Genomic DNA, 22,991 nt, shown 5'->3' with positions numbered 1-22,991 from the left:
TGTTCTCACTGACCGGCGGGTTGTTCACCGACCCATGCTGGACCCCGGCGGCATTGTCACTGCGATGTGTCGAGTCGCTCGCGCGGCTGCACGCTCGATTGGCATGGCCTGTAGCCCATCCGCAAATGCCGTCGACTTCAGAATTCGCGCAAACCTGGTGCACACACTGCCTCCCACAAACGTGATCTGGCGCATCAGGCTAAGTCAATACGTTCTCCGCCTTGCCCGTGTATGGCGCCAATCTGCCACCAGCGAGGAAATTCTTATTTTCGACGAAGCCTTCGTCCAGGCGGTTTCGATGCTCGCCTGCTTCAGTGGAACAGCAGATGAGACGTGCCTTGCTCACGCGCTGGATTTCATCCCCGAGTCGGACGTGGTGGTTAGAATCGACGCCTGCGAGCAACTTCTCATCGAGCGGCTTGACCGGAGACAGAAGAGCCACACCTTTGCCGAGCGTTTGTTCGAAACCGGATTGGACAAAAGGCTTCAGTCGGCCACCGTCGTGGCGCGCGTATGCGGCTTGCTGACGGCGCGCGGCCGGTCGATCATTGACGTCGACGCCAACAATCAACGTGCACTAACGCTGGCGATCGACGAAATCGAAGAGGAAATCTTGGCGAGGTACAAACGCAGCTTGCACTCAGCAGCCTATCAGCCAATTCCGTTGGATTGATTGGCGGCCTGCAACGGACTTCCAATCACCGTCGGCGAAGACGGCTGCAGCCGCCAAACGTCTACACCCGCATGGGCAGTTCCGTCGCCGTAGTTCCAGGAACAGCCGTCGGGACTTATTGGCAAGGCGGGTCTTGGTTCCCACTGGCCGGCTAGGCATCCTCCATTTGTATGGCAAGAATCTTGGGTCGGCTGATAGGCTCGATCTCAGCCGGAGCGTTGCGAGCCTTGCTGGTCAGGCCCGGCCTGACTGGTTCTACCCCGCTAGCCTTGCCGGGCCGCTTCTCCGAGGTGACGGCCCGCTATCGTCGCCGGCTAGGCCTCGTCCCCTTCGATCCCGATGCTGTCCCCATCGCCATGGACCTTGTTCCGATCCCATTCGTTGGTTTTATCGGGCGGCAGCATCTCGGATTTCGCGTTGCTTGTCCTTGCGCGGCTTGGGACCGGGCAGATCGCGCGATGATTTAGGGTCGATTGAGCTTATCCCCGCGGTCGAACAGAATGCCAACGGTAGGCGGGCCCGAATGTTCTGTGGGATGCGGCCGCCCCGACGGTAAGCGTTCGTCGCTGCTTGCCGGGCGTAGGTGCCGACAGCGCCGGCGCGAGGCTAGCAAGCCATGTGGCTTGGGAGCGCGGCGGTTCGCCGTCGATGTCCGTCGTCGCCTTCATTCAACAGTTCCAGCAGCGCGGTACAATCGATCAGATCGTGAAACTGGGCGCTTGGGTCAAGCCGAAGGCAGGAGCCGTAAGATCGCAGGCTTCGCAGCCCCTGCATTTTTTGCAGCCTCGCCCGACGTTCCGCTTCTCCCGGCAATGGCCGAGTTGAGCTTTTGTCCTTTTCCATCGGAGACTGCATGAGCAGCCCCTCCCTGAGGTTTCGATCGCAGCGACGATCCTATTACTCGCGCAGCGACGCTGCCATCATCCATTTGGAGGGCCAATGCCTCCGGCGGGACTGAGGGGAATTACGGCGACAGTGCACATTTCGGTGAGATAGACTCCGGCGGCGGTAGAGGATGGTAATTACATGTCGGCTATTTCAAGAATTTTAAACATAAAGCTAATACTGCCACGATCTTGACCCCAGCTGGAACTCCCGCCACCAAGATTAAGATTGATATTTGCCAAAATCGAGTCGCCAATAATATTTGCAGTTATGCCTCCTATTCGTACTCCTTCCAAGTCAACAACATCTATGAAATACGCTGTCACCACGCCAAATATTAATGTGCACGGTCTCTTAACATATCCATAGCCGCCTTCGTAACTCCAGTTCATGTCCGGCGTAATCAGCCCCACAGTCTGGTTATCGAAATCGATACTTATTCTATCCAAGCCAACATCGTGGAATGAAAAGGAATTTATGAAATCCTCTGGTTTGTCGATTTTCTCCGTCGCCGTTACAATACCCCGATCCCCGTAAGTGCAGACACCACATACCTGTCTTTACTCCGAATTACGGTGACAGTGCACATTTTTTCTGTGCGGCTTGGCTCACTTCTGACTTCCAGAATCCACAAGCAATGGGCTTCGACCGATAGCCGTCATGGCAGATTTGTGAACTGGCGCCGCAATTCCCTGTCACCGCAATTCCCCGTAGGCGGGACCCGTCACCGGCATCAACTGATGGTGGATGGCGGGCTGAACGGCCGCCGATCGGACCAAGACCCGGCATCCGGCGACAGGAACCTTTGCGGAAACCGCCCGTTGAACCTGCTGCGAGAGGGGTCGACGATATCTGGGATCCGTTGCCTTGGACGCAAAAACTGACAGAAAAGAGCGCGAAACCGCTCCCACGGAGGAACCGCGGGCTCAGCCCCGGGCCGATCGGCAGCAACGGCCGCCGGGCGACGACAAGCGCGTCGAAGACACGCCCGTCGAAGACAAGCGCGACGACGACACGCAAGCGCAAGACGCGCAGGCGAATGACGGTTCGTCCGACGGCAACAAACCCGGCCTCATCAGACGCCATCCCTATATAGCGGCGATCGTCGCCATCCTGATCCTGTTGGTCATCGCGGCCGTAGTCATCTGGTGGATCAACGCACGGCACTATGAATGGACCGACGACGCCTTCATCGACGCTCGCACGGTGACGATCGGCGCGGAAATTGCCGGGCGCATCACCGACGTTGCCGTCACCGACAACCAGCCGGTCGAGGCCGGCGCCGTGCTTCTGCGCATCGACGACAGCGACTATCAGGCCTCGCTCAAACAGGCTGAAGCCGGCGTGGCGGCGGCGCAGGCCGAGATCGCCAACGTCCAGGCCCAGACCCAGGCGCAGAACGCCAAGATCGATGTCGCCGGGAAGCAGGTGGCCCAGGCGCAGGCCGCGCTCGAATTCGCCAAATCCGAGGACCAGCGCAACCGCGAGCTTCTGGCCAAGGGCACGGCGACGCAACAACAGGCCCAGCAGGCCGCTTCGACCTTGCGCCAGGATCAGGCAACGCTCGATGCCGCCAACGCCAATGCCGAGGCGGCGAAAAGCCAGGTTGCGGTTCTGCAGGCACAGGGCAAGAGCGCCGAGGCCAAGCTTCGGCAGGCCGAGGCCGCCGAGGATCAGGCCAAGACCACCCTCACCCGCACGACGATCACGGCGCCTGTCGCCGGTCATGCCACCAACATCACGGCGGCGAAAGGCACCTATGCGCAGCCCGGCCAGGTGCTGATGATGTTCGTGCCCAAGGACGTCTGGGTGAAGGCGAACTTCAAGGAGACTCAGCTCGACCTGATGCGGCCGGGCCAGCCCGTCGACATCGCCATCGACGCCTATCCGGAAAAGACCTTCCATGGCCATGTCGACAGCGTCCAGGCCGGCAGCGGCACGGCGTTCAGCCTGCTCCCGGCCGAAAACGCCACCGGCAATTTCGTCAAGGTGGTGCAGCGCGTGCCGGTCAAAATCGTCTTCGACCAGCCGCCCGGCGTCTATCTCGGACCCGGCATGTCTGTGGTGCCGACGGTCAAGGTCAGATGAGCGATGCCGCAACAGTCCAGGGCGACCAAAGCCGGTCGGCGGCCGGCGGGCGTAATCCCTGGCTTATTGCGATCGTCGTCTCGATCGCGACCTTCATGCTGGTGCTCGACACCTCGATCGCCAACGTCGCGCTGCGCAATATCGCCGGCAGCCTGGCCGCCGGCATGGACGAGAGCACATGGGTGATCACCACCTATCTCGTCGCCAACTCCGTCATCATCCCGGTCAGCGGCTGGCTCGCCAGCGTCATCGGCCGCAAGCGCTATTACATGATCTGCGTAGCCACCTTCACGCTCGCATCGCTGCTGTGCGGGCTGGCTCCCAATCTGCCGACGCTGATTGCCTTCCGCATCCTGCAGGGGCTCGGCGGCGGCGGCATGGCGCCGAGCGAGCAATCGATCCTCGCCGACACGTTCCCGCCGGAGAAGCGCTCCCAGGCTTTTGCCCTCTATGGCATTGCGGTCATCGTTGCGCCGACGGTCGGCCCGACCATCGGCGGCTGGCTGACGGACAATTTCTCGTGGCATTGGATCTTCTTCATCAACGTGCCGTTCGGCATCATGTCGCTGGCGCTCGTGCAATGGCTGGTCATCGAGCCCGACATTCTCGAGCGCGAGCGCCGCGAGCGGTTGAGCAAGGGGCTGAAGGTCGACTGGATCGGCTTCATCCTGGTGGCGATGGCGCTCGGCTGCCTCGAAGTCTTTCTCGACGAGGGCCAGCGCAACGACTGGTTCGCATCGACCTTCATCACCACCTTCGCCGTGATCTCGTCGGTGTCGTTCCTGCTGCTTGTTCCTTGGGAGTGGACGAGGCGCGACTCGATCGTCGACATCCGCCTGCTTTTCAGCCGTCAGTTCGGCATGTCGTTCCTGGTCATGATGGCGGTCGGCGCGGTGCTTTTCAGCACCACGCAGCTTTTGCCGCAGCTGCAGCAGACGACCTTCGACTACACCGCCACCCTTTCCGGCCTGTCGATGATGCCGGGCGGCATCGCCATGCTGATGCTGATGCCGATTTCAGGCTTTGCCGCCGGTATCGTTCAGCCGCGCTATCTCATCATGCTGGGCATGTCGGTGGTCGCGGTCGCGCTCTGGCACACGACCTCGCTGACGCCCGATGCCAGCTTCGGCTTCTTCGCCTATGCGCGCGTCTATATGATGATCGGCCTGCCGTTCCTGTTCATCCCGATCTCGACCGCCGCCTATGTCGGCCTGCCGCCGCAGAAGACCGATCAGGCGTCCTCGCTGATCAATGTCGCGCGCAACCTCGGCGGCAGCATCGGCGTGTCGCTGTCCAACACGGTGATTGCCCAGAACGCCCAGCTCCATCAGTCGGTGCTGGTCGGCCACACGGCGCAGTCGAGCGACACCTATCAGCAGACGCTTCGCCAGGTGACGGACCATTTCGTCGCCGAAGGCTCGCCGCTGGCCGAGGCCAGGCAACAGGCCGTGGGTTGGATCGGCCAGGAGATCGGCCGCCAGGCTTCGCTGCTCGCCTATGTCGATGTCTTCTTCTATTGCGCGGTAGCGACGGCGCTGCTCGTGCCGCTCGCCCTGCTGCTGCGACCGCCGAAATCCGGCAAACGGCAGGACAGTCCCGCCGTGTGACAGAGCCGCTTCCAAAAGGATGCTTGTGGGTCAATGTCGGTCGGGCGATGGTGCGGCAATTTGGAGGGGACTATGTGCAACATCACGATACCGGCACTGCTGGCGATAGCCGCCGTCCACGCGACCGCGGCCAACGCCTTGGACAGCGGCAACACGCCGGTCGTGGTGACGCCGCTGGCGGCGAAGACGACGACCGCATCGGGCCAGCCGATCACTCTGCCGCAAAAGAATGTCGAGGTTCAAGTCTCGTCATACCAGATAGCCCCCGGCGCTACCCTGCCGGTGCACAAGCACCCCTTCCCGCGCTATGCCTATGTCGAGCAAGGCACGCTCAGGGTCGCCAATGTCGAGACCGGCGCCGCCAATATCTACAAGACCGGCGACTTCATCGTCGAGATGATCGGCCACTGGCACCAGGCCACCAATATCGGCACCGATCCGGTGAAGCTGCTGGTGATCGATCAGGTCGAGCAAGGCGCCAAGAACACGATCCTGAAACAGTAGCCGGCGAGAGGCCCGCTTCGGAGCGGGCGCCCTCCTCCCACCTTATCCCCAGGCGCCCACGGGTTGCCGCGTAGTAGCGTTCAGGCGGTTGAACGCATTGATCAGCGCGATCTGGATCACCAGGGCGGCGAGCGCCTTGTCGTCATAATGGCGCGCCGCTTCGTCCCAGACGTCGTCCGGCACCGCGTCGGAGCGGTCGGCCATGCGCGTCGCGGCTTCGGCAAGCGCAAGCGCCGCGCGCTCTGCGTCATTGAAATAAGGCGTTTCGCGCCATGCCGACACGGCGAAGATCCGCTCGTCCTTCTCGCCGGCCTTCTTCAATTCACGCGCATGCATGTCGACGCAGACGGCACAGGCGTTGATCTGGCTGGCACGCAGATGAACGAGCTTGCGCATCACATAAGGCAAGCCGCCGGCTTCGGTCGACTTGTCGAGCGCCAGCAGCGCCTGCAGCGCGCCGGGAATGAGCATCACCGGGTTCTTCAATCTTGCTTCCATCATTGGTCTCCTTCAGACGTTTTTTTGCGAGCCCTGGATGCAGACGCATCGGGGGACTTGCACCACATGTCGGCACAAATGTCGGGATCAGCCTTGCCCGGCGGCAACCTGCTCAAGCCGCTCCAGGATGCGCGGCCAACCGCTTCTCATGCCTTTGTAGCCAGGCTCGTCCTGCGGCCTGAAACCGGATTGCTCCATCCGCACCCGGGTGGCGTCGCCTTCTGGCGTCAACGACCATGTCACCACCGTCTTGAGGCCACTGTCGGACTCGCTTCCGTCGCCCCAGCTGTAGGCGAGCAGCCTTGGCGGTTCGACCCTCAGTACCACGCAGTTCGTCACGCCTGACCAGCCGGGCACGGGCTTTGCGCGGAAGGTGAAGCGATGGCCTTCGACCGGCGCGAAGTCGTTTTCCATCAGCCATTCGGCAACGAGATGCGGAAACGTCAGCGCACGCCAAACCTTGTCGGCGCCGTGTGGAATGAGCCGCTCGACAACGATCGATTTGGTTTCATTCTTCGTCGGGTCTTTGGCGATATCGTCCATGGCATCCTCCTTGTCCAATTGTTCCAGCAATTTCTGCAAAGCCGCGAGACAGCGCTTCCAGTGACGGCTGGCGCGTCGATGGCTCTGCGCATCCCGCGGTCTGAACCCCGATTGTTCCACGCGCAGATGGGTGCCGGTTTCGGTCGGCGTCAGCGTCCAGGTGACGACAGTTCGCAGACCGGTCTTTGTGCGATCCTCTTCACCATCTCCAGGCGGCACGGTCGTGCTTCCCATTACATCAATAACTCACCAGCTATGGGTTATCTATAACCTGACAGTTATGAATGTCAACGGCGTTCTGCATCAAGCCTCGATAATCACCGCCGGACCCTGGATCGATCGTTGCGGCTTTCGCGGCAATCGCCGCGATGCTAGGGCTGGCGATCTGTTGAAACATGGATGGACATTGGTGACCGACGCCCGACTCCCCCTGATCGAAATCTGCGTCGAAGGCATTGACGGGCTGCTCGCCGCGCAGGCCGCCGGCGCCGACCGAGTCGAGCTCTGCGCCAGCTTGATCGAAGGCGGCATCACACCGAGCATGGGCACGGTGCGCGCCGCGCTCGAAAGCGCGACCATCCCCTTCCATGTCATCGTGCGACCGCGCGGCGGCGATTTCCTTTACAGCGAGACCGAATACCGCTCGATGCTCACCGATGTCGAAGCGCTGCGCGAGCTCGGCGTGGCCGGCGTCGTCGTCGGCTGCCTGACCGCCGACGGCGCCATCGACGAGGCGCGCATGCGCGCGTTGGTTGAGGTCGCAGGCCCGCTCAATGTCACCTGCCACCGCGCCTTCGACATGACGCGCGATCCAGCCGAGGCGCTCGAGGCCCTGATCCGCTGCAAGGTCGGCCGCGTGCTGACCAGTGGCCAGCGCGACACGGCGGTCGAAGGCGTCGGGCTTCTGGCGGAGCTCGTTCGCCAGGCCGGCTCGCGCATCATCATACTCGGCTGTGGCGCACTCGCCCCCGACACGATCGGCGAGGTACGCAGGCGTACTGGACTGACCGAGATGCATTTTGCAGCACTTGCGGACGTGCCGAGCGCCATGCGCTACCGCAACCCGAATGTCGGCATGGGCGGCACCGACCTCGACCGCGAATACCGCAACACGGTGACCGATCAAGCCAAGGTGGCGGCGACGATCGCAGCCGCGAAGGCCTGATGGCAAGGACGATGACCAAGCAAGTGCTTTCGATCGAACGCGTCTCGCCCGCCGACGAGCCCGCCATCCTCGCGCTCAACAACGAACATGCGGCAGAGCTGTCCTGGCTCGAGCCGGAAAGGCTTTCATTCCTGCTCGGGCAAGCCTTCTACACCCGCCGCATCGGCGCGCTCGAAGCCTTCATCATGTGCTTCGACCAGGACGCAAGCTACGACAGCCCGAACTTCCTCTGGTTCCGCGAGCGCTATTTGCGCTTTGTCTATGTCGACCGTGTGGTGGTCGCGGCCGGGGCGCGCGGCCGTGGCCACGCCCGACGGCTTTACGAGGATCTGTTCGAGCATGCCCGGCGCGCCGGCCACGCAATCGTCACCTGCGAGGTCAACGCCGATCCGCCCAATCCGGCCTCCGACGCCTTCCACGCAGCGCTCGGCTTCGCCGAGGTCGGCGATGCGGTGATCCACGGCGGCAAGAAGTCGGTGCGCTATTGGGCGAAGCCCATCGTCGCCTGAAGATGCCTCCGAAGCCGCTGGCAAGGAAAACAAGCCGCAGCTAATATGGCCGTTCCGCTTGTTGGGAGCGACGTGATGGCGAGCAATGTCTTCCGCTTCGACGAAAGCTGGGACATCCCTGAAGGCACGCCCCAGGAAGTTTGGGACGTGCTCTCGGACGCCGAGCTTCTGCCGCTCTGGTGGGGCGATGCCTACAAGGAGGTCGAGCCGCTCGACAGGAAGGGCAAGGGCGTCGTCGGTGCGCGCGCCAGGGCGAGAGCGCGCGGCGCCCTGCCCTATGAGCTGAACTTCATCATCGAGGCGGCCGAGCTCGAGCCCGGCCGGCTGGTGGTGGTCAAGACCTTCGGCGACTTCGACGGGCTCTGGCGGGCAGAGCTGTCGCCGTCCGGACGAGGCACGCATGTCGACCTTGTCTGGCAGGTCACGGTCGAGAGGCCGATCCTCAAGCTACTGGCGCCGATTCTGAGGCCAGCCTTCGCCTGGAACCATCGTTGGACCACGCCGCGCGGCGAAGCCGGGCTTCGCCGCTATCTCGCCGCGCAGAAGGCGGCCACGCCAGCCTGAGAGCGCTCACCAATTGCGGTTGAGCCAGCCGCGCGCGGGCTTTTCAACGATGTAATAGCTGCAGAGCGCGCAGGCGAATACAGCCGCCAGCATCGGGATCGGCGCGCGACCGTGCTCATCGACGAATTTGTAGAAAGGCTGCTGCCAGAGATAAAGCGAATAGGACCACAGGCCGAGCATCACCATCGGCCGCGACGACAACGGCCCCGTCAGATAGCCGCCCGCGAAGTCGAGCGTGTTGACGGCGAGCGCCAGCAGCGGCACGCCGACAAGATAGTGGATCGTGGTCGGCACCGGATCGAGGAACAGCAACACGCCGCCAACCGCCGCCGCAAGCGCCACATGCTGGTTTTGCAGGAAAGCCGGCAGGCGCCCGTCGGCCTTGAGCAGGCAGATCGCCGCGGACAGCAGGATCGAGGCGATATGCACGTCGCTCCGCCAGTAACTGGTCTCGTAGCCCATGCCGAGAACGCCGTAGGAAATAGCGCCGTTGGCCATTGCCAGCAGCGCCAGCACCACCAGCAGCCGCACGACATTGGCCCGACCGGTAACCACCACGCTAATCAGCGCCAGCAGGATATAGGAATGCTCCTCCACGCAGAGCGACCAGATGTGGTCGAGCGCGCCGGCGCGGGTGATCAGGACGCCGGCGTAATTGTAGGTGAAGGTCAGCGCCGTCAGCGCCGCTTTCCACTTGAAGGCGATGAAGGTTCCGGTCAGGCCGATCATGGCGGCAATTACGAACATTAGCAGCGCTGGATAGATGCGCGAGAAGCGGCGCTTGAAGAATTTCTTCAGCGGAAAGCGCTCGATGAACAGGATTTCGCCCATCAGCCGGCCGCTCAGCACGAAGAAGAACTCGACGCCGAGCACGCCGAGATTGAGCCCTGGGACGGGAAAGAAATGGCCGACCAGCACCATGGCGATCGACAGGCCTCGCCAACCGTCGAGATAGGCCAGTCTTGCCCTGGCTTCCCTGTCGGTCGCGGCCCTCGGCAGGACAACGGACGCTGCGGAGATGTCGGTCATACCGTGCCTTCGCGACTCGAGGTCCGCATGCGAAACATTGCCCGCACCCCGACCATCTGGTATTCCCGCCGGATTTATTTTGCAGTGCGGGATAACTTTGTGCAAGTGCGAAGCCGCAATTCAACAGGCGTTTGCGTCTAAACCATTGCCGCAGCGAAAGAAAAAGGGGCCGCGAGGCCCCTTCTTTCATGCATGGTGTCGCCGTTCAGGCGTTGGCAGCGGCCACGGCGCGCTTGGCCATCACCGCGATCAAATTGGCGCGGTAATCGGCGGAAGCATGGATATCGCTCATCAGCCCCTTTGCCGGCACTTTGAGGCCGCCGAGCGCCGCGACGTCGAAATTCTTCGCCAGCGCCGCCTCGATTTCCTTGGAGCGGAAGACGCCGTCCTCGCCGGCGCCTGTCACTGCCGCCCTCACACCGTCCTTGCCCTTGGTCACGAACACGCCGACGATGGCGTAGCGCGAAGCCGGGTTGCGGAATTTCTGGTAGGCCGCCTTGGCCGGTGCGGTAAAGCTCACCGCCGTGACGATCTCGCTGTCCTTCAGCGCCGTCTCGAACAGGCCCTTGAAGAATTTGTCCGCCGCGATCTCGCGCTTGTTGGTGATGATCGTCGCGCCCAGCGCCAGCAATGCCGCCGGATAGTCGGCCGCCGGATCGTTGTTGGCGATCGAGCCGCCGATCGTGCCCTTGTAACGCACCGCCGGGTCGCCGATCAGCGATGCCATATGTGCAAGCGCCGGGCAGGCCTTCTTCAGCTTCTCGTCGGTGGAGACGTCGTAATGCGTCGTCGCGGCACCTATGGTCACGGTCTTGCCGGACACCTCGATGCCCTGCAGGTCCTTCAGCCGCGAGACATCGACGAGGTCCGACGGTGCAGCGAGCCGCGTCTTCATCGCCGGGATCAGCGTCATGCCGCCGGAGAGCAGCTTGGCGTCGCCGTTCTTCAGCAGCCTTGCGGCGTCAGCGACGGAGGAAGCGCGATGGTAGTTGACGGAATACATGTCTCTTTTCTCCCTTCGGGGAAAAAGCGAATAGGGAATAGCGAATAGCGAGTAGGACTATCTATCCGCCGCATCGCTCTCCTCTCCCCTATTCGCTACTCCCTATTCGCTATTCGCTTTTCAATGCTTCGCCCGAACGGCCGACCACACCGTGGCGGGCGACGCCGGCATGGCGATGTCGACGACGCCGAGCGCATCTGTGATGGCGTTGATGACCGCCGGCGGCGAACCGATGGCGCCGGCCTCGCCGCAGCCTTTGACGCCGAGCGGATTGCCCGGGCATGGCGTGTTCGAGGTCGAGACCTTGAAGGACGGCAGGTCGGCCGCGCGCGGCATGGTGTAATCCATGTAGCTTGCCGTCAGGAGCTGGCCGCTGGCGTCGTAATGCGCGCCTTCCAGCAGCGCCTGGCCGACGCCCTGGGCGATGCCGCCATGCACCTGCCCTTCGACGATCGTCGGATTGATGATGTTGCCGAAATCGTCGGCCGCGACGAACTGGATGATCTCCGTCATACCGGTTTCCGGATCGATCTCGACCTCGCAGATGTAGCAGCCGGCCGGGAAGGTGAAGTTGGACGGATCGTAGAAGGCCGTCTCCTTCAGCCCGGGCTCCATGCCCGCCGGCAAATTGTGGGCGGTGTAGGAGGCAAGCGCCACCTGGAACCAGGGCAGGCTCTTGTCGGTGCCCGCGACCTTGACCTCGCCATTCTCGATGACGATGTCGCCCTCGTCCGCCTCCAGCAGATGCGCGGCGATCTTCTTGGCCTTGGCCTCGACCTTGTCGAGCGCCTTGACGATGGCCGACATGCCGACGGCGCCGGAACGCGAGCCGTAGGTGCCCATGCCCATCTGCACCTTGTCGGTGTCGCCATGCACGATCGAGACGGAATCGATCGGCACGCCGAAGCGCTGGGTGACCAGTTGCGCGAATGTCGTCTCATGGCCCTGGCCATGGCTGTGCGAGCCGGTGAGCACCTCGATCGTGCCGGCGGCATTGACGCGCACCTCCGCCGATTCCCAGAGGCCGACGCCGGCGCCGAGCGAGCCGACCGCCGATGACGGCGCCAGGCCGCAGGCCTCGATATAGCAGCTCATGCCAATGCCGCGCAGCTTGCCCTGCTTGGCGGCGTCGGCGCGGCGCTTGGTGAAGCCGGCATAGTCGGCGGCCTTCATCGCCGCATCGAGCGAAGCGTTATAATCGCCGGCGTCATAGTTCATGATGACCGGCGTCTGGTGCGGGAAGGACGTGATGAAATTGCGGCGTCGGAGTTCCGCCGGCGACACGCCAAGCTCGCGCGCCGCGGTCTCCATCGTGCGCTCGAGCACATAGGTGGCCTCCGGCCGCCCTGCCCCACGATAGGCATCGACTGGCGCAGTGTTGGTATAGACGGTGCGCACATTGGCGTGGATCGCCGGGATGTCGTACTGGCCCGACAGCAGCGTCGCATAGAGATAAGTCGGCACGCAGGACGAGAACAGCGACATGTAGGCGCCGAGATTGGCTATCGTATCGACCTTGAGGCCGGTGATGCGGTTGTCCTTGTCGAAGGCCATCTCGACCGTCGAGACATGGTCGCGGCCATGCGCGTCCGACAGGAAGCTTTCGGTGCGGTCGGCCACCCATTTGACAGGGACACCGGTCTTCTTCGATGCCCACAGGCAGACGATCTCTTCCGGATAGATGTAGATCTTGGAGCCGAAGCCGCCGCCGACATCGGGCGCGATCACGCGCAGCTTGTTTTCCGGCGCGACGTTGTAGAAGGCGCTCATCACCAGCCGCGCGACATGCGGGTTTTGCGACGTCGTCCAGCAGGTATAGTGGTCTTCCGCCTTGTCGTAGTGCCCGAGCGCCGCGCGCGGCTCCATCGCATTCGGCACCAGCCGGTTGTTGACGATCTTCATGCGCGTGACATGGGCCGCCGAATTGATCGCCGCGTCGGTCGCCTTGGCGTCGCCGAGCTCCCAGTCGAAGATCAGATTGTTCTCGGCCTCGGCATGGATCTGCGGCGCGCCGGGTTGAATGGCCTTCGTGGCATCGACCACGGCCTTCAGTTCCTTATAGGTGATCTCGACCGCTTCGGCCGCGTCGCGCGCCTGGCCCTTGGTCTCGGCGACGACGACGACCACGGCGTCGCCGACATAGCGCACCTTGTCGACGGCGAGCGGCGACCACGCGCCCATCTTCATCGGCGTGCCGTCCTTGGAATGGATCATCCAGCCGCAGATCAGATTGCCGATGCCGTCGGCCTTGAGCTCCTTGCCCGTCAGGACGCCGACGACGCCCGGCATGGCCTGCGCCTTCTTCACGTCGATCTTCTTGATCTGCGCATGCGCGTGCGGGCTGCGCACGAACACCGCATGCTTCATGCCGGGGACCACCATGTCGTCGACATAGCGGCCGCCGCCGGTGATGAACCTCTTGTCTTCCTTGCGCGCCACGCGGGCGCCGACGCCTTCGATACCCATTGCGGAAATTCCTCCGGAATTCAGGGGAGTAGTGAGTAGCGAATAGTGAGTAGGGAACGATTGGAGTAGAGGTCGGTCACAGAGACGCCGACCATTCGCTACTCACTATTCGCTACTCACTACTCACTCATCTCACGCTGCCTGCTTCGCCTTGCCCTTGGCGCCCTTCGACATCGTCTCCGATGCGGCGAGGATCGCCTTCACGATGTTGTGGTAGCCCGTGCAGCGGCAGATATTGCCGTCGAGCTCGGCGCGCACAATCGCTTCGTCGAGGTCTTGCGGGTGACGCGCGATCATGTCGGTCGCCGCCATGATCATGCCCGGCGTGCAGAAACCGCATTGCAGCCCGTGATGCTCCTTGAACGCGGCCTGAACCGGATGCAGCTCGGCGCCGTCGGCCAAGCCTTCGATGGTGACGATGGTCGAGCCCGAAGCCTGAACGGCGAGCATGGTGCAGGACTTCACCGCCCGGCCGTCGACATGCACGACGCAGGCGCCGCATTGCGAGGTATCGCAGCCGACATGCGTGCCGGTGAGGCCGAGATGTTCTCGCAGGAAATGCACCAGCAACGTTCGGTCTTCGGTACTACCGCTGACCCGTTTCCCATTCACAGTCAACGACACGTCCGACATGCAGCCTCCCTGGGTATTAACCTTGGTCCTCGCCTTGCCGATGCCGTGCCTGTGCTTCGGCAGCGCGCTATTGGCGTACCGTACAACGGGCAAAACAGTGCTGCCAGCGCTGCGTCCCTTGTACTTTCGGTCATGGCCGACAAGCTGTTGAGCGTGCCGCCCGGCCCATTGCCAAATCAGGGATTGAGGGCAAAGATGCCCTCGACGCGAAGCGTGCCTGACACGCATAAGAAAAGACACGCATAATCAGCGTTGGAGGAATTGCGGAGAAGGCGGCTGGCCAGTTCTAGCACACGCTATGCATCGGGCCTTTCGGCGCTCACCACGGATGAGCCCGACCCGAATGTTTTTGCCCGGGCCATCGCGGCCGAAGCGGCGATCGTCGACGCCGGTTTCGCGCTTTTGTTCTTCTCCCAGAGCCTGGTCGAAGCGCCGGCGCTCGCGCAGGCGCTGAAGGTACACGCGCCGTCGCTGGCCTATGCCGGCTGCTCGACCGCCGGCGAAATCACGCCGCAGGGGCTGGAGGAAGGACATGTCCTTGCCCTGCTTCTGCCGTCGGCATCGTTTTCGACCGTCTCCACCATGGTCGAGAACCTCTCCTCGTCGGGCATGGACCGGATCACCGGAGAGGTCGCCTCGCTGCGGCGCCTGCTGCGCGGGCGCGTCGGCCAGGATCGGGCCAAGAACATATTCGCGCTCTGCTTCATCGACGGGCTGTCCTATGCGGAGGAAGCGGTGACCTCGGCCATCCACTGGGGGCTGGACGACATTCCGCTGATTGGCGGCTCGGCCGGCGACGACCTGAAATTCGAGACGACCAGACTGATCGCCAACGGCACGGTCGCGTCCGACAGCGCCATCGTCGTTCTTGTCGCGACCGAGATCCCCTTCCACGTCTTCAAGACCGACAATTTCATTCCGACCGACGAGAAGCTGGTGGTGACGGCGTCCGACCCGGACCACCGTGTCGTGCGCGAGTTCAACGCCACCAACGCGGCGGAAGAATATGCCGCCTCCGTCGGCATCATGCCGCAGACGCTGACGCCGCTGAGCTTTGCCTCGCACCCCGTGGTGGTGAAGGTCGGCGGCGAATATTACTGCCGCTCAATCCAGCGCATGCATCCCGACGGCTCGCTGTCCTTCTTCTGCGCCATCGACGACGGTGTGGTGCTTTCCATCGCCCAGCCCAAGAACATGGTCGAAGCGACGCGCACCGCTCTCCAGGACGTCGAACATCGGCTTGGTGGCATCGACATGATCCTCGGTTTCGACTGCGTGCTGCGCCGGCTCGACGCGCGCAACCGCCAGGTTTTTCGCGATATCTCCGAACTCTACCGGACCAATAAGGTGATCGGCTTCGGCACCTATGGCGAGCAGTATCGTTCGATGCACCTCAACCAGACCTTTACCGGCATCGCCTTCGGCGAGCGCCAGGCGGCCGAGTGAGCGCAGATGCCGCTTCGCGACATCGACGACCTCGAAAGGCTGAAGAAGATCAACGCGGCGCTGGTCAGCCGCGTCGAGCGCTCGATGGACCAGCAGGGCAACGCCTTCTCACTGTTCCAGACCGCGATCTCGCTGGAAAACCGGGTGCGCAACCGTACCGAGGAACTGCACGCGACGCTGCGCCGGCTCGAACAGTCGAACATTGACCTCAGCGCGGCGAAGGAGAGCGCCGAGCTGGCGAACCTCTCCAAGACCAGGTTCCTCGCCGCCGCCAGCCACGATGTGCTGCAGCCGCTGAATGCCGCACATCTGTCGGTCTCGGCGCTGGCAGAGGTCCAGGCCAGCGATGAAGGCAGGAAGCTGGTGCGCCAGGTCGAGCGCTCGCTGGAGACGATGGAAGACCTGCTGCGCACGCTGCTCGACATCTCCAAGCTCGACGCCGGCGTGGTGCAGCCCGAGATCGGCGACGTCAGCCTGGAAGCGCTGTTCTCCTCGCTGCGCTCGGACTTTCTTCCCGAGGCGGAAAAGAAAGGCCTGTCGCTTAAATTCCGCCCCGTCAATGTCGCGGTGCGTTCCGACCGCACGCTGCTCAGGCGTATCCTGCAGAACATCCTCTCCAACGCGCTGCGCTACACCCGCTCCGGCGGCGTGCTTGTCGGCACCAGGCATCGCGGCGACACCATCCGCATCGACGTCGCCGACACCGGCTGCGGCATTCCCGAGGACCAGCGCGAGGCGGTGTTCGAGGAATTCCACCGCGGCACGTCCACGCTTGCCGATGCCGGGCTCGCCGGCGGGCTTGGGCTCGGCCTGGCGATCGTGCGCCGCATGGCGGCCGCCCTCGGCCACCCGGTCACCTTTTCCTCCAAGGTCGGGCGCGGCACCATCTTCCATATCGACGTGCCCATCGGCATGGCCGCGGCCGAACCGGCGATGGCTGCCGCCGACATGGAGCGGCCGCGCGGCTACGGCCTGTTCGGCACCAAGGTGCTCTTGGTCGAGAACGACATGGACGTGCTCTCGGCAATGACCTCGCTGCTCGAGCGCTGGCAATGCCTGGTGCGCGCCGCGACCTCGACAGACGATGCGCTCGACCTGCTCGGCGACACCGCCTGGGTGCCCGACATCGTCATCGCCGACCAGCATCTCGACGGCGGCGACCTCGGCACGTCAACGATCGCCGAAGTGCGCGACTATCTCGGCCGGACCGTGCCGGCGCTGATCGTCACCGCCGACGGCTCCGAACCCGTCGCCAAAGCCGCCCGCGCCGCCGGCATAGAGCTGATGCGCAAGCCGCTGAAGCCAGCGCAACTACGCGCGCTGCTGGCGCATTTGCTGGCTTAGAGCTATCTAGGACAACCAAGCGCGAGGCTGGGTCTGGGACCGCCTTGACCCGGATGTATCCCCTTCGAAGATGGATCGCAATTAAGGCGATTTTCACCCATATTAGTTGATTCTTCCCCGCCTGCCGGAATCATGCTCTTATCAGGCGCCGGCATGAGGGGGATCACATGGATGCCGACGACGTGAGCAAAGCAAGCTTTACCATTGCTTATGATGGTGCGTCCATTAAGGACGGATCGATGGACGTGCGCGATTTGGCGCCGGCCCTACTGGCGGTCGGTCAGCTCTTCGACGCCGCAAATCGCGCCCTCAATGGTTCCGACGCGCCGTCAATTTCCGTCAATGTGCAAGCCACCAAAGAGGGATCGTTCGAAATCGATCTCACGGTGGTGCAGACATTCCTCGATGGTATGAAGACGTTCCTGACCGGCGACTTCGTTACTGCGGCAATCAATCTCAAAGAATTGGTCTTTGGTGGTGGAGTGGCAGTCGGCGGGCTCATCTTCCTAATCAAGCGTCTTCGGGGGCACAAGCCTAGCCGGATCGAGAAGATTAGTGATGACACCGTCCGGATCACGATCGATGGCCAAACGATAGACGTCCCGCTGAAACTGCTTCGCCTGTACCAGGATGTAGCGGTTCGCAAAGCGTATGAGGAATTGGTCGTGATCCCGCTTCAGAAGGACGGGATTGACGAGTTCAAGGTGCTCGAAGCCCGTCAAGAAATCGCGTCCGTTAAGAAGGGCGATTCAACCTACTTCATTGCGCCAGAGCCCCCTTCAACGGTGGTAGTCGAGGATGTTCGGCGGTCGGCCTTTTCCATCGTCTCGCTAGCATTCAAAGAGGATAACAAGTGGCGCTTGCACGACGGCAATAATCAGATCAGCGCGACAATTGAAGACGCCGATTTCATGCACCGCGTCGATTCCAATGTGATTAGATTCGCCAAGGGAGATGTTCTTGTTTGCGAGGTCAAAATACGACAGGTGCAAACGGGCCAAGGCCTAAAAACTGACTATACCGTGGTTCGTGTGCTAGAACATCGCCCAGCGCCTCGCCAAATCGACCTTTTCGTTGAGGAACAGGCGGCCCCGGTGCCTGAGCCCGAACAAACGCAAGACCCGCCGCTTTCTGCATAGAGCAACCCGCCGCGACGTCGACTCAATTTAACGAGAAAGAAGCGCCTGAATGAACGAACCAGTCAATCAGCGCTTCGACCGCCTTCTTAAAAGCGATGGCTAAACGTCCACCCTTGACAAGGGAAAGAAAGCAAAAGCGCGTCTAGCATCAGGTGAGGAGTCTTCCTGAATTACGGTGACAGTGCACTTTTCCCAGTGCCGTTGTCTGCAGACTGAGCGCAAAGCTCAAAAGCCCGCCTGGTCGCGAAACAACTCCGCATTGTCGAGCTTCGACACCTCGATCACCGCCTGCGTGCGGCTGTAGACGTTGAGCTTGCGCAGGATCTCCGAGACATGTGCTTTCACAGTAGTCTCACCCACCTGCAGCTCATAGGCGATCTGCTTGTTGAGCATGCCCTGGCGCAGCATCTGCAGGACCCTCAGCTGCTGCGGCGTCAGCCTGGCTAGGCGCTGCACCATGTCGGCGCGATCGGTGCTTTCGGGGTCCGGCGGCTGGCCCTCGTAATTTTCCGGCACATAGACCGCGCCATCCATCACCGAGCGGATGGCGGCGGCAAGATCGCTCTTGCGGGCCGATTTCGGGATGAAGCCGGCGGCGCCATAGGAAAGCGCCTCGGAGATGATCTTCGGCTCCTCATAGCCCGACACGATCACCACCGGCAGCCGCGGATAGCGGGTTCTCAGCTGCAACAGCCCCTCGAAGCCATGCACGTCGGGCATGCTCAAATCGAGCAGCGCGAGGTCGAACGGCTTGGCGTCGGCAAGCAGCTCGATCGCTTCCCCGATCGAGCGCGCCTCGACCGTGTCGACGTCCGGATAGGCCATCTGCACGGCGCTGTGCAGCGCCTCGCGAAACAGCGGGTGGTCGTCGATGATCAGGAAGCGGGCGCGATCGTTGATTGCGGTCATTGCTCAGGATCAGGCATCGGTTCGGTTTCAGCCGCGCACAGGATAGTCCCATGAACCATGGCCAGATTATTGGCAAATAGTATACGCCCAATGGTACAGCGCATTGTTACTGAAACGACAGCCCGACGTGCCGGGACGTCGAGTCTTGCCCGCCCGGCAAAATCGGCGGAAGGTGGGCACGATTCAGCCAACGCAGAGAAAAAATCATGCCCGAATTCGTCCTTCCGCCGCCGGCCATTGCCTCGGTTGCCGTCGCAGGCTCGGCGGAGCGGTTTGCCGTGCGCCGCATTTTCTGCGTCGGCCGCAATTACGCCGCGCATGCGCGCGAGCTCGGCAATGACGAGCGCGACCCGCCCTTCTTCTTCACCAAGCCGGCCGACGCGGTGGTCGACAGCGGCGCCGAGATCCCCTACCCGCCGCTGACCTCGAACCTGCACCACGAGATCGAGCTGGTCGTCGCCGTCGGCAAGGCCGGCTTCCGCGTTCCGCGCGAAGACGCGCTCGCCCATGTCTGGGGCTATGGCGTCGGCGTCGACCTGACCCGTCGCGACCTGCAGGATCAGGCCAAGAAGGCGGCGCGGCCCTGGGATTGGTCGAAGGCGTTCGATCAATCCGCGCCTTGCGGGCCGCTGGTTCCGGCCGCGGAATCGGGGCATCCGGAAAAAGGCCGTATCTGGCTTGCCGTCAACGGCGCGGTGAAGCAGGACGGCGACCTGGCCGAGCTGATCTGGCCGATCGCCGACATCGTCGCTATCTGCAGCGAGGCGGTCGAGCTGCAACCCGGCGACCTGATCTTCACCGGCACGCCGGCCGGCGTCGGCGCGGTCCAGGCCGGCGACAGGATCACCGGCGGCGTCGACGGCATCGGCGAGATCGCGGTCACCATCGGGCAGCCGAGGCGATGAGCGATCTCGTCCTTCACAACTACTACCGCTCCTCCACCTCCTACCGGGTGCGGATCGCGCTGGAGATGAAGGGCCTGAGCTACACTTATGTGCCGCACCACTTGCGCCATGGCGAGCATCTCGAGCCCGCCTATCGCGCCGTCAACCCGCAAGGGCTGGTACCCGCGCTGGTTCTGGACGGCGGCACGCTTCTGACGCAGTCGCTGGCGATCATCGAATATCTCGACGAGATCCAGCCCGAGCCGCCGCTGCTGCCGAAAGATGCGCTGGGTCGGGCACGAGTGCGGATGCTGGCGCAGATGATCGCCTGCGACATCCATCCCGTGAACAATCTGCGCGTGCTGACCTCGCTGCGCAGTTTGTTCGGCGCCGGTGACGAGGATGTCGTCAACTGGTTCAGGCACTGGGTGAACGAAGGTTTCCAGCCGCTTGAGAAGATTCTGGCTTCGTCGCCTGAGACCGGAACCTTCTGCCACGGTGATGCGCCTGGCCTTGCCGACATCTGCCTCGCCGCCCAGGTCGCCAACAATGCCCGCTTCGGCGTCGACATGGCCCCCTACCCGGTGATTGCGCGCATCAACGCCGCCTGCACGGCGCTGCCGGCGTTCCAGAAGGCTGCGCCGCAGAACCAGATCGATGCCGAATAACGAATTGAAGGACTCCCCATGAAAGCTGTCGTCTTTGAAAAGTTCGGCGAGGCGCCGACGATCCGGACCGTGCCCGATCCGAAGCCGGCCGCCGACGGCGTGGTCATCAAGGTCGAGGCTACGGGTCTTTGCCGCAGCGACTGGCATGGCTGGATGGGCCATGATGACGGCATCACGCTGCCACACGTCCCCGGACATGAGTTGGCTGGCGTCGTAGTCGCCGCCGGCAAGCAGGTCGGCCGCTGGAAGGCCGGCGATCGGGTCACGGTCCCCTTCGCCGTCGGTTGCGGCCGCTGCTTCGAATGCACGTCGGGCAACCATCAGGTCTGCGAGCACCAGACGCAGCCGGGCTTCACCGGCTGGGGCTCATTCGCCGAATATGTCGGCATCGAGCATGCCGATACCAACCTCGTGCGCCTGCCCGAGGAAATGGAATTCGCCACCGCCGCCAGCCTCGGCTGCCGCTTCGTCACCTCCTTCCGCGCCATCGTCGACCAGGGCCGGGTGACGCCCGGCGAATGGGTGGCAGTGCATGGCTGCGGCGGCGTCGGCCTCTCGGCGATCATGATCGCCAGCGCCATGGGCGCCAATGTCATTGCCATCGATCTGACCGACAAGAAGCTGGAATTCGCCAAGAAGATCGGCGCGGTGGCGACGATCAATGCCTCGACGACGCCGAACGTCGTCAAGGCGGTCAAGCAGATCACCAATGGCGGCGCGCATATGTCGATGGACGCGCTCGGGCACGCGACCACCTCGTTCAACTCGATCGCCAATCTGCGCCGGCGCGGCCGCCACGTCCAGGTCGGGCTGATGCTGGGCGAGCATGCCCGTCCGCAGGTGCCGATGGACAAGGTGATCGCGTTCGAGCTCGAAATCCTCGGCAGCCACGGCATGCAGGCGTATCGCTACAACGCGATGATGGAGATGATCCGCACCGGCAAGCTGAAGCCCGAATTGCTGGTGGGCAAGAGGATCAGTCTCGAAGAGGCGCCCGCCGCGCTAATGGCGATGGGTGGCTTCGAGGGCATCGGCATCGGGGTGGTGACGAAGTTTTAGTTCCCCGACACAGGGATTTTGAAAGGTTGCCGTTTGTCTTGGTGTAAGATTCAGTTCCGTGAAATCAGCGCAAACGCCGGGAATTGGTTGAAGCCGCCCCCACCTCGTCATTCTATGGCGGAGCAAGGAGCGCAGCGACGCGCGCAGACCATAGAATCCATTCCGTGACTTGGAAGCGCCGCCTCGGTGCAGAATTCTGCTCCGTTGCACGCCTTGGCGAAGGTAACGGCATGGATTCCAGGGTCTTCGCGACGGAGCTTCGCTCCTGCTCCGCCATGGAATGACGATCGCGATGGGCGTTTCGGCCAATCTCCAAGGCATGCCGCCTGTCAACGCAAACAGCGCCGACCGAAACCGACCGGTCAAAATCCCTGTGCAGTGCGCCTATGCGCACCCGGCAAAACCGAGCGCGATTACGAGAAGCCACCCCTACCGCGCGAACTTTTTCGCTCCGAACACGCACGCCACGACGCCCAGCGTGACAACCACCATCATCGGGCTGACCTTTTCGTGCAGCAGGCTCGCCGCCAGCGCCAGGCCGAAGAACGGCTGCAGCAGCTGCAGCTGCCCGACGGCGGCGATGCCGCCTTGTGCCAGGCCGCGATACCAGAACACGAAACCGATCAGCATGCTGAACAGCGAGACATAGCCGAGGCCGATCCACGCACTTGAGCCGATGGCGGCGAAGGATGGCGGCAGCGTCGCGAAGCTCAACGCCAGCATCACCGGCAGCGACAGCGCCAAGGCCCAGCAGATGACCTGCCAGCCGCCTAGCTTGCGCGACAGCTTGGCCCCCTCAGCGTAGCCCAGCCCGCAGACGATGATGGCGCCGAGCATCAGGCCGTCGCCGACCGGCGACGCGGTCACGCCTTGCGCCAGGGCAAAGCCGGCGACCAAAGCGCTTCCCAGGCACGAGAACAGCCAGAAGGCCGGGCGCGGACGGTCGCCGCCGCGCAGCACGCCAAAGGTTGCGGTGGCCAGCGGCAGCAGGCCGACGAAGATGATGGAATGCGCCGACGTGACATGCTTCAGCGCCAGCGCCGTCAGCAACGGGAAGCCGACCACGACACCCAGCGCAACGACGGCGAGCGAGATCAGGTCGCTGCGTTCCGGACGCTTCTCGCGAAACAGCAGCAGCATCGCAATCCCGAGCAGACCGGCGATCGCCGCCCTGGCCGCCGTCAGGAAGGTCGGGTCGAAATCCATCACCGCCACCCGCGTCGCCGGCAGCGACCCGCTGAAGATCAGCACCCCAATGAAGCCGCTGAGCCAGCCGTCGAAACTCTTTTCCATGATCCGCTCCGTTTGCGCTTCCGTACCGGCGCGGGCCATGGTGTTGCCAGATACAATGGAGTACAATTCTACAAAACTGTAA

The 22,991-nt window shown here is 62.9% G+C and carries 22 protein-coding genes and 1 pseudogene; 13 read left to right on the top strand and 10 right to left on the bottom strand.

Annotation, left to right across the window (positions count from 1 at the left end):
• Positions 1-34 precede the first annotated feature (34 nt).
• Positions 35-673: a hypothetical protein gene (locus tag FJW05_RS01520; RefSeq protein WP_140627220.1), complete on the top strand. Its 639-nt coding sequence runs from the start codon at positions 35-37 to the stop codon at positions 671-673.
• A 1,022-nt stretch (positions 674-1,695) separates the two neighbouring features.
• Here FJW05_RS01520 and FJW05_RS01510 read toward each other — a convergent pair.
• Positions 1,696-2,007, bottom strand: coding sequence for a hypothetical protein (locus FJW05_RS01510; protein WP_140627218.1), 312 nt, complete (start codon positions 2,005-2,007; stop codon positions 1,696-1,698).
• 418 nt (positions 2,008-2,425) lie between these two features.
• On the opposite strand from FJW05_RS01510, the gene FJW05_RS01505 reads away from it, so the two are divergent.
• The 3 genes from FJW05_RS01505 to FJW05_RS01495 all read left to right on the top strand — a co-directional run bounded on the left by FJW05_RS01505 (position 2,426) and on the right by FJW05_RS01495 (position 5,757).
• On the top strand, positions 2,426-3,646 hold the full coding sequence (locus FJW05_RS01505) for an HlyD family secretion protein (protein ID WP_246673166.1): 1,221 nt from the start codon (positions 2,426-2,428) through the stop codon (positions 3,644-3,646).
• Complete coding sequence (locus FJW05_RS01500; RefSeq protein ID WP_140627216.1) at positions 3,643-5,253, top strand: DHA2 family efflux MFS transporter permease subunit; 1,611 nt, start codon at positions 3,643-3,645, stop codon at positions 5,251-5,253. The genes FJW05_RS01505 and FJW05_RS01500 overlap by 4 nt, the downstream gene beginning before the upstream one ends.
• Positions 5,254-5,325: 72 nt before the next feature.
• Positions 5,326-5,757, top strand: a complete 432-nt coding sequence (locus tag FJW05_RS01495; protein ID WP_140627214.1) for a cupin domain-containing protein — start codon at positions 5,326-5,328, stop codon at positions 5,755-5,757.
• 42 nt (positions 5,758-5,799) lie between these two features.
• Here the strand turns inward: FJW05_RS01495 and FJW05_RS01490 are convergent, their stop codons facing one another.
• From FJW05_RS01490 to FJW05_RS27585, 3 genes and pseudogenes are all read right to left on the bottom strand, one after another.
• Positions 5,800-6,255, bottom strand: a complete 456-nt coding sequence (locus FJW05_RS01490; protein ID WP_140627213.1) for a carboxymuconolactone decarboxylase family protein — start codon at positions 6,253-6,255, stop codon at positions 5,800-5,802.
• An 87-nt stretch (positions 6,256-6,342) separates the two neighbouring features.
• Positions 6,343-6,798, bottom strand: a complete 456-nt coding sequence (locus tag FJW05_RS01485) for an SRPBCC domain-containing protein (RefSeq protein WP_140628157.1) — start codon at positions 6,796-6,798, stop codon at positions 6,343-6,345.
• A 33-nt stretch (positions 6,799-6,831) separates the two neighbouring features.
• Positions 6,832-7,032, bottom strand: a pseudogene (locus tag FJW05_RS27585) (SRPBCC domain-containing protein); the annotation flags it as partial.
• A gap of 175 nt (positions 7,033-7,207) precedes the next feature.
• Between FJW05_RS27585 and FJW05_RS01475 the strand changes: the two are divergent.
• The 3 genes from FJW05_RS01475 to FJW05_RS01465 all read left to right on the top strand — a co-directional run bounded on the left by FJW05_RS01475 (position 7,208) and on the right by FJW05_RS01465 (position 9,036).
• Positions 7,208-7,963 (top strand): copper homeostasis protein CutC, encoded by a 756-nt coding sequence (locus FJW05_RS01475; RefSeq protein ID WP_246673165.1) that lies wholly within the window; start codon positions 7,208-7,210, stop codon positions 7,961-7,963.
• Between the two features lie 11 nt (positions 7,964-7,974).
• The gene (locus FJW05_RS01470; RefSeq protein WP_140627209.1) at positions 7,975-8,472 is read left to right on the top strand and encodes a GNAT family N-acetyltransferase; all 498 of its coding nucleotides are present in this window, start codon (positions 7,975-7,977) and stop codon (positions 8,470-8,472) included.
• Positions 8,473-8,547: 75 nt separating this feature from the next.
• Complete coding sequence (locus tag FJW05_RS01465) at positions 8,548-9,036, top strand: SRPBCC family protein (RefSeq protein WP_140627207.1); 489 nt, start codon at positions 8,548-8,550, stop codon at positions 9,034-9,036.
• Between the two features lie 6 nt (positions 9,037-9,042).
• On the opposite strand, the gene FJW05_RS01460 is transcribed toward FJW05_RS01465, so the two are convergent.
• From FJW05_RS01460 to FJW05_RS01445, 4 genes are all read right to left on the bottom strand, one after another.
• Positions 9,043-10,065 (bottom strand): acyltransferase, encoded by a 1,023-nt coding sequence (locus FJW05_RS01460; RefSeq protein WP_140627205.1) that lies wholly within the window; start codon positions 10,063-10,065, stop codon positions 9,043-9,045.
• Positions 10,066-10,270: 205 nt separating this feature from the next.
• The gene (locus FJW05_RS01455; RefSeq protein WP_140627203.1) at positions 10,271-11,068 is read right to left on the bottom strand and encodes a xanthine dehydrogenase family protein subunit M; all 798 of its coding nucleotides are present in this window, start codon (positions 11,066-11,068) and stop codon (positions 10,271-10,273) included.
• A gap of 120 nt (positions 11,069-11,188) precedes the next feature.
• A complete protein-coding gene (locus FJW05_RS01450; protein ID WP_140627201.1) occupies positions 11,189-13,534 on the bottom strand; it encodes a xanthine dehydrogenase family protein molybdopterin-binding subunit in 2,346 nt (781 codons plus the stop codon).
• A gap of 132 nt (positions 13,535-13,666) precedes the next feature.
• Entirely contained in the window at positions 13,667-14,167 is a 501-nt protein-coding gene (locus tag FJW05_RS01445; RefSeq protein WP_140627199.1) for a (2Fe-2S)-binding protein, read from the bottom strand.
• 261 nt (positions 14,168-14,428) lie between these two features.
• Here FJW05_RS01445 and FJW05_RS01440 point away from each other — a divergent pair, with 261 nt between their 5' ends.
• From FJW05_RS01440 to FJW05_RS01430, 3 genes are all read left to right on the top strand, one after another.
• A complete protein-coding gene (locus FJW05_RS01440) occupies positions 14,429-15,613 on the top strand; it encodes an FIST signal transduction protein (protein ID WP_181164819.1) in 1,185 nt (394 codons plus the stop codon).
• A 6-nt stretch (positions 15,614-15,619) separates the two neighbouring features.
• Entirely contained in the window at positions 15,620-16,957 is a 1,338-nt protein-coding gene (locus tag FJW05_RS01435) for a hybrid sensor histidine kinase/response regulator (RefSeq protein WP_140627195.1), read from the top strand.
• A gap of 167 nt (positions 16,958-17,124) precedes the next feature.
• Complete coding sequence (locus FJW05_RS01430) at positions 17,125-18,096, top strand: hypothetical protein (RefSeq protein WP_140543206.1); 972 nt, start codon at positions 17,125-17,127, stop codon at positions 18,094-18,096.
• Between the two features lie 225 nt (positions 18,097-18,321).
• On the opposite strand, the gene FJW05_RS01425 is transcribed toward FJW05_RS01430, so the two are convergent.
• On the bottom strand, positions 18,322-19,005 hold the full coding sequence (locus tag FJW05_RS01425) for a response regulator transcription factor (protein WP_140543207.1): 684 nt from the start codon (positions 19,003-19,005) through the stop codon (positions 18,322-18,324).
• A gap of 206 nt (positions 19,006-19,211) precedes the next feature.
• Between FJW05_RS01425 and FJW05_RS01420 the strand changes: the two genes are divergently transcribed.
• The 3 genes from FJW05_RS01420 to FJW05_RS01410 are packed head-to-tail and all read left to right on the top strand — an operon-like array spanning position 19,212 to position 21,616.
• Positions 19,212-19,910, top strand: coding sequence for a fumarylacetoacetate hydrolase family protein (locus FJW05_RS01420; RefSeq protein ID WP_140627194.1), 699 nt, complete (start codon positions 19,212-19,214; stop codon positions 19,908-19,910).
• On the top strand, positions 19,907-20,557 hold the full coding sequence (gene maiA, locus FJW05_RS01415; protein WP_140627192.1) for a maleylacetoacetate isomerase: 651 nt from the start codon (positions 19,907-19,909) through the stop codon (positions 20,555-20,557). The genes FJW05_RS01420 and maiA overlap by 4 nt, the downstream gene beginning before the upstream one ends.
• An 18-nt stretch (positions 20,558-20,575) precedes the next feature.
• Positions 20,576-21,616 carry a zinc-dependent alcohol dehydrogenase family protein gene (locus tag FJW05_RS01410; protein ID WP_140627190.1) on the top strand — a complete coding sequence of 347 codons (1,041 nt, stop codon included), beginning with the start codon at positions 20,576-20,578 and terminating at the stop codon, positions 21,614-21,616.
• Positions 21,617-22,045: 429 nt separating this feature from the next.
• Here the strand turns inward: FJW05_RS01410 and FJW05_RS01405 are convergent, their stop codons facing one another.
• A complete protein-coding gene (locus tag FJW05_RS01405) occupies positions 22,046-22,909 on the bottom strand; it encodes a DMT family transporter (protein ID WP_140627188.1) in 864 nt (287 codons plus the stop codon).
• Positions 22,910-22,991 lie beyond the last annotated feature (82 nt).

The organism is Mesorhizobium sp. B2-9-1 (genome assembly GCF_006439455.1).
GTDB lineage: Bacteria > Pseudomonadota > Alphaproteobacteria > Rhizobiales > Rhizobiaceae > Mesorhizobium.
Note: the sequence above shows the minus strand (reverse complement) of the source record. Positions and strands in the feature narration are given on the sequence as shown.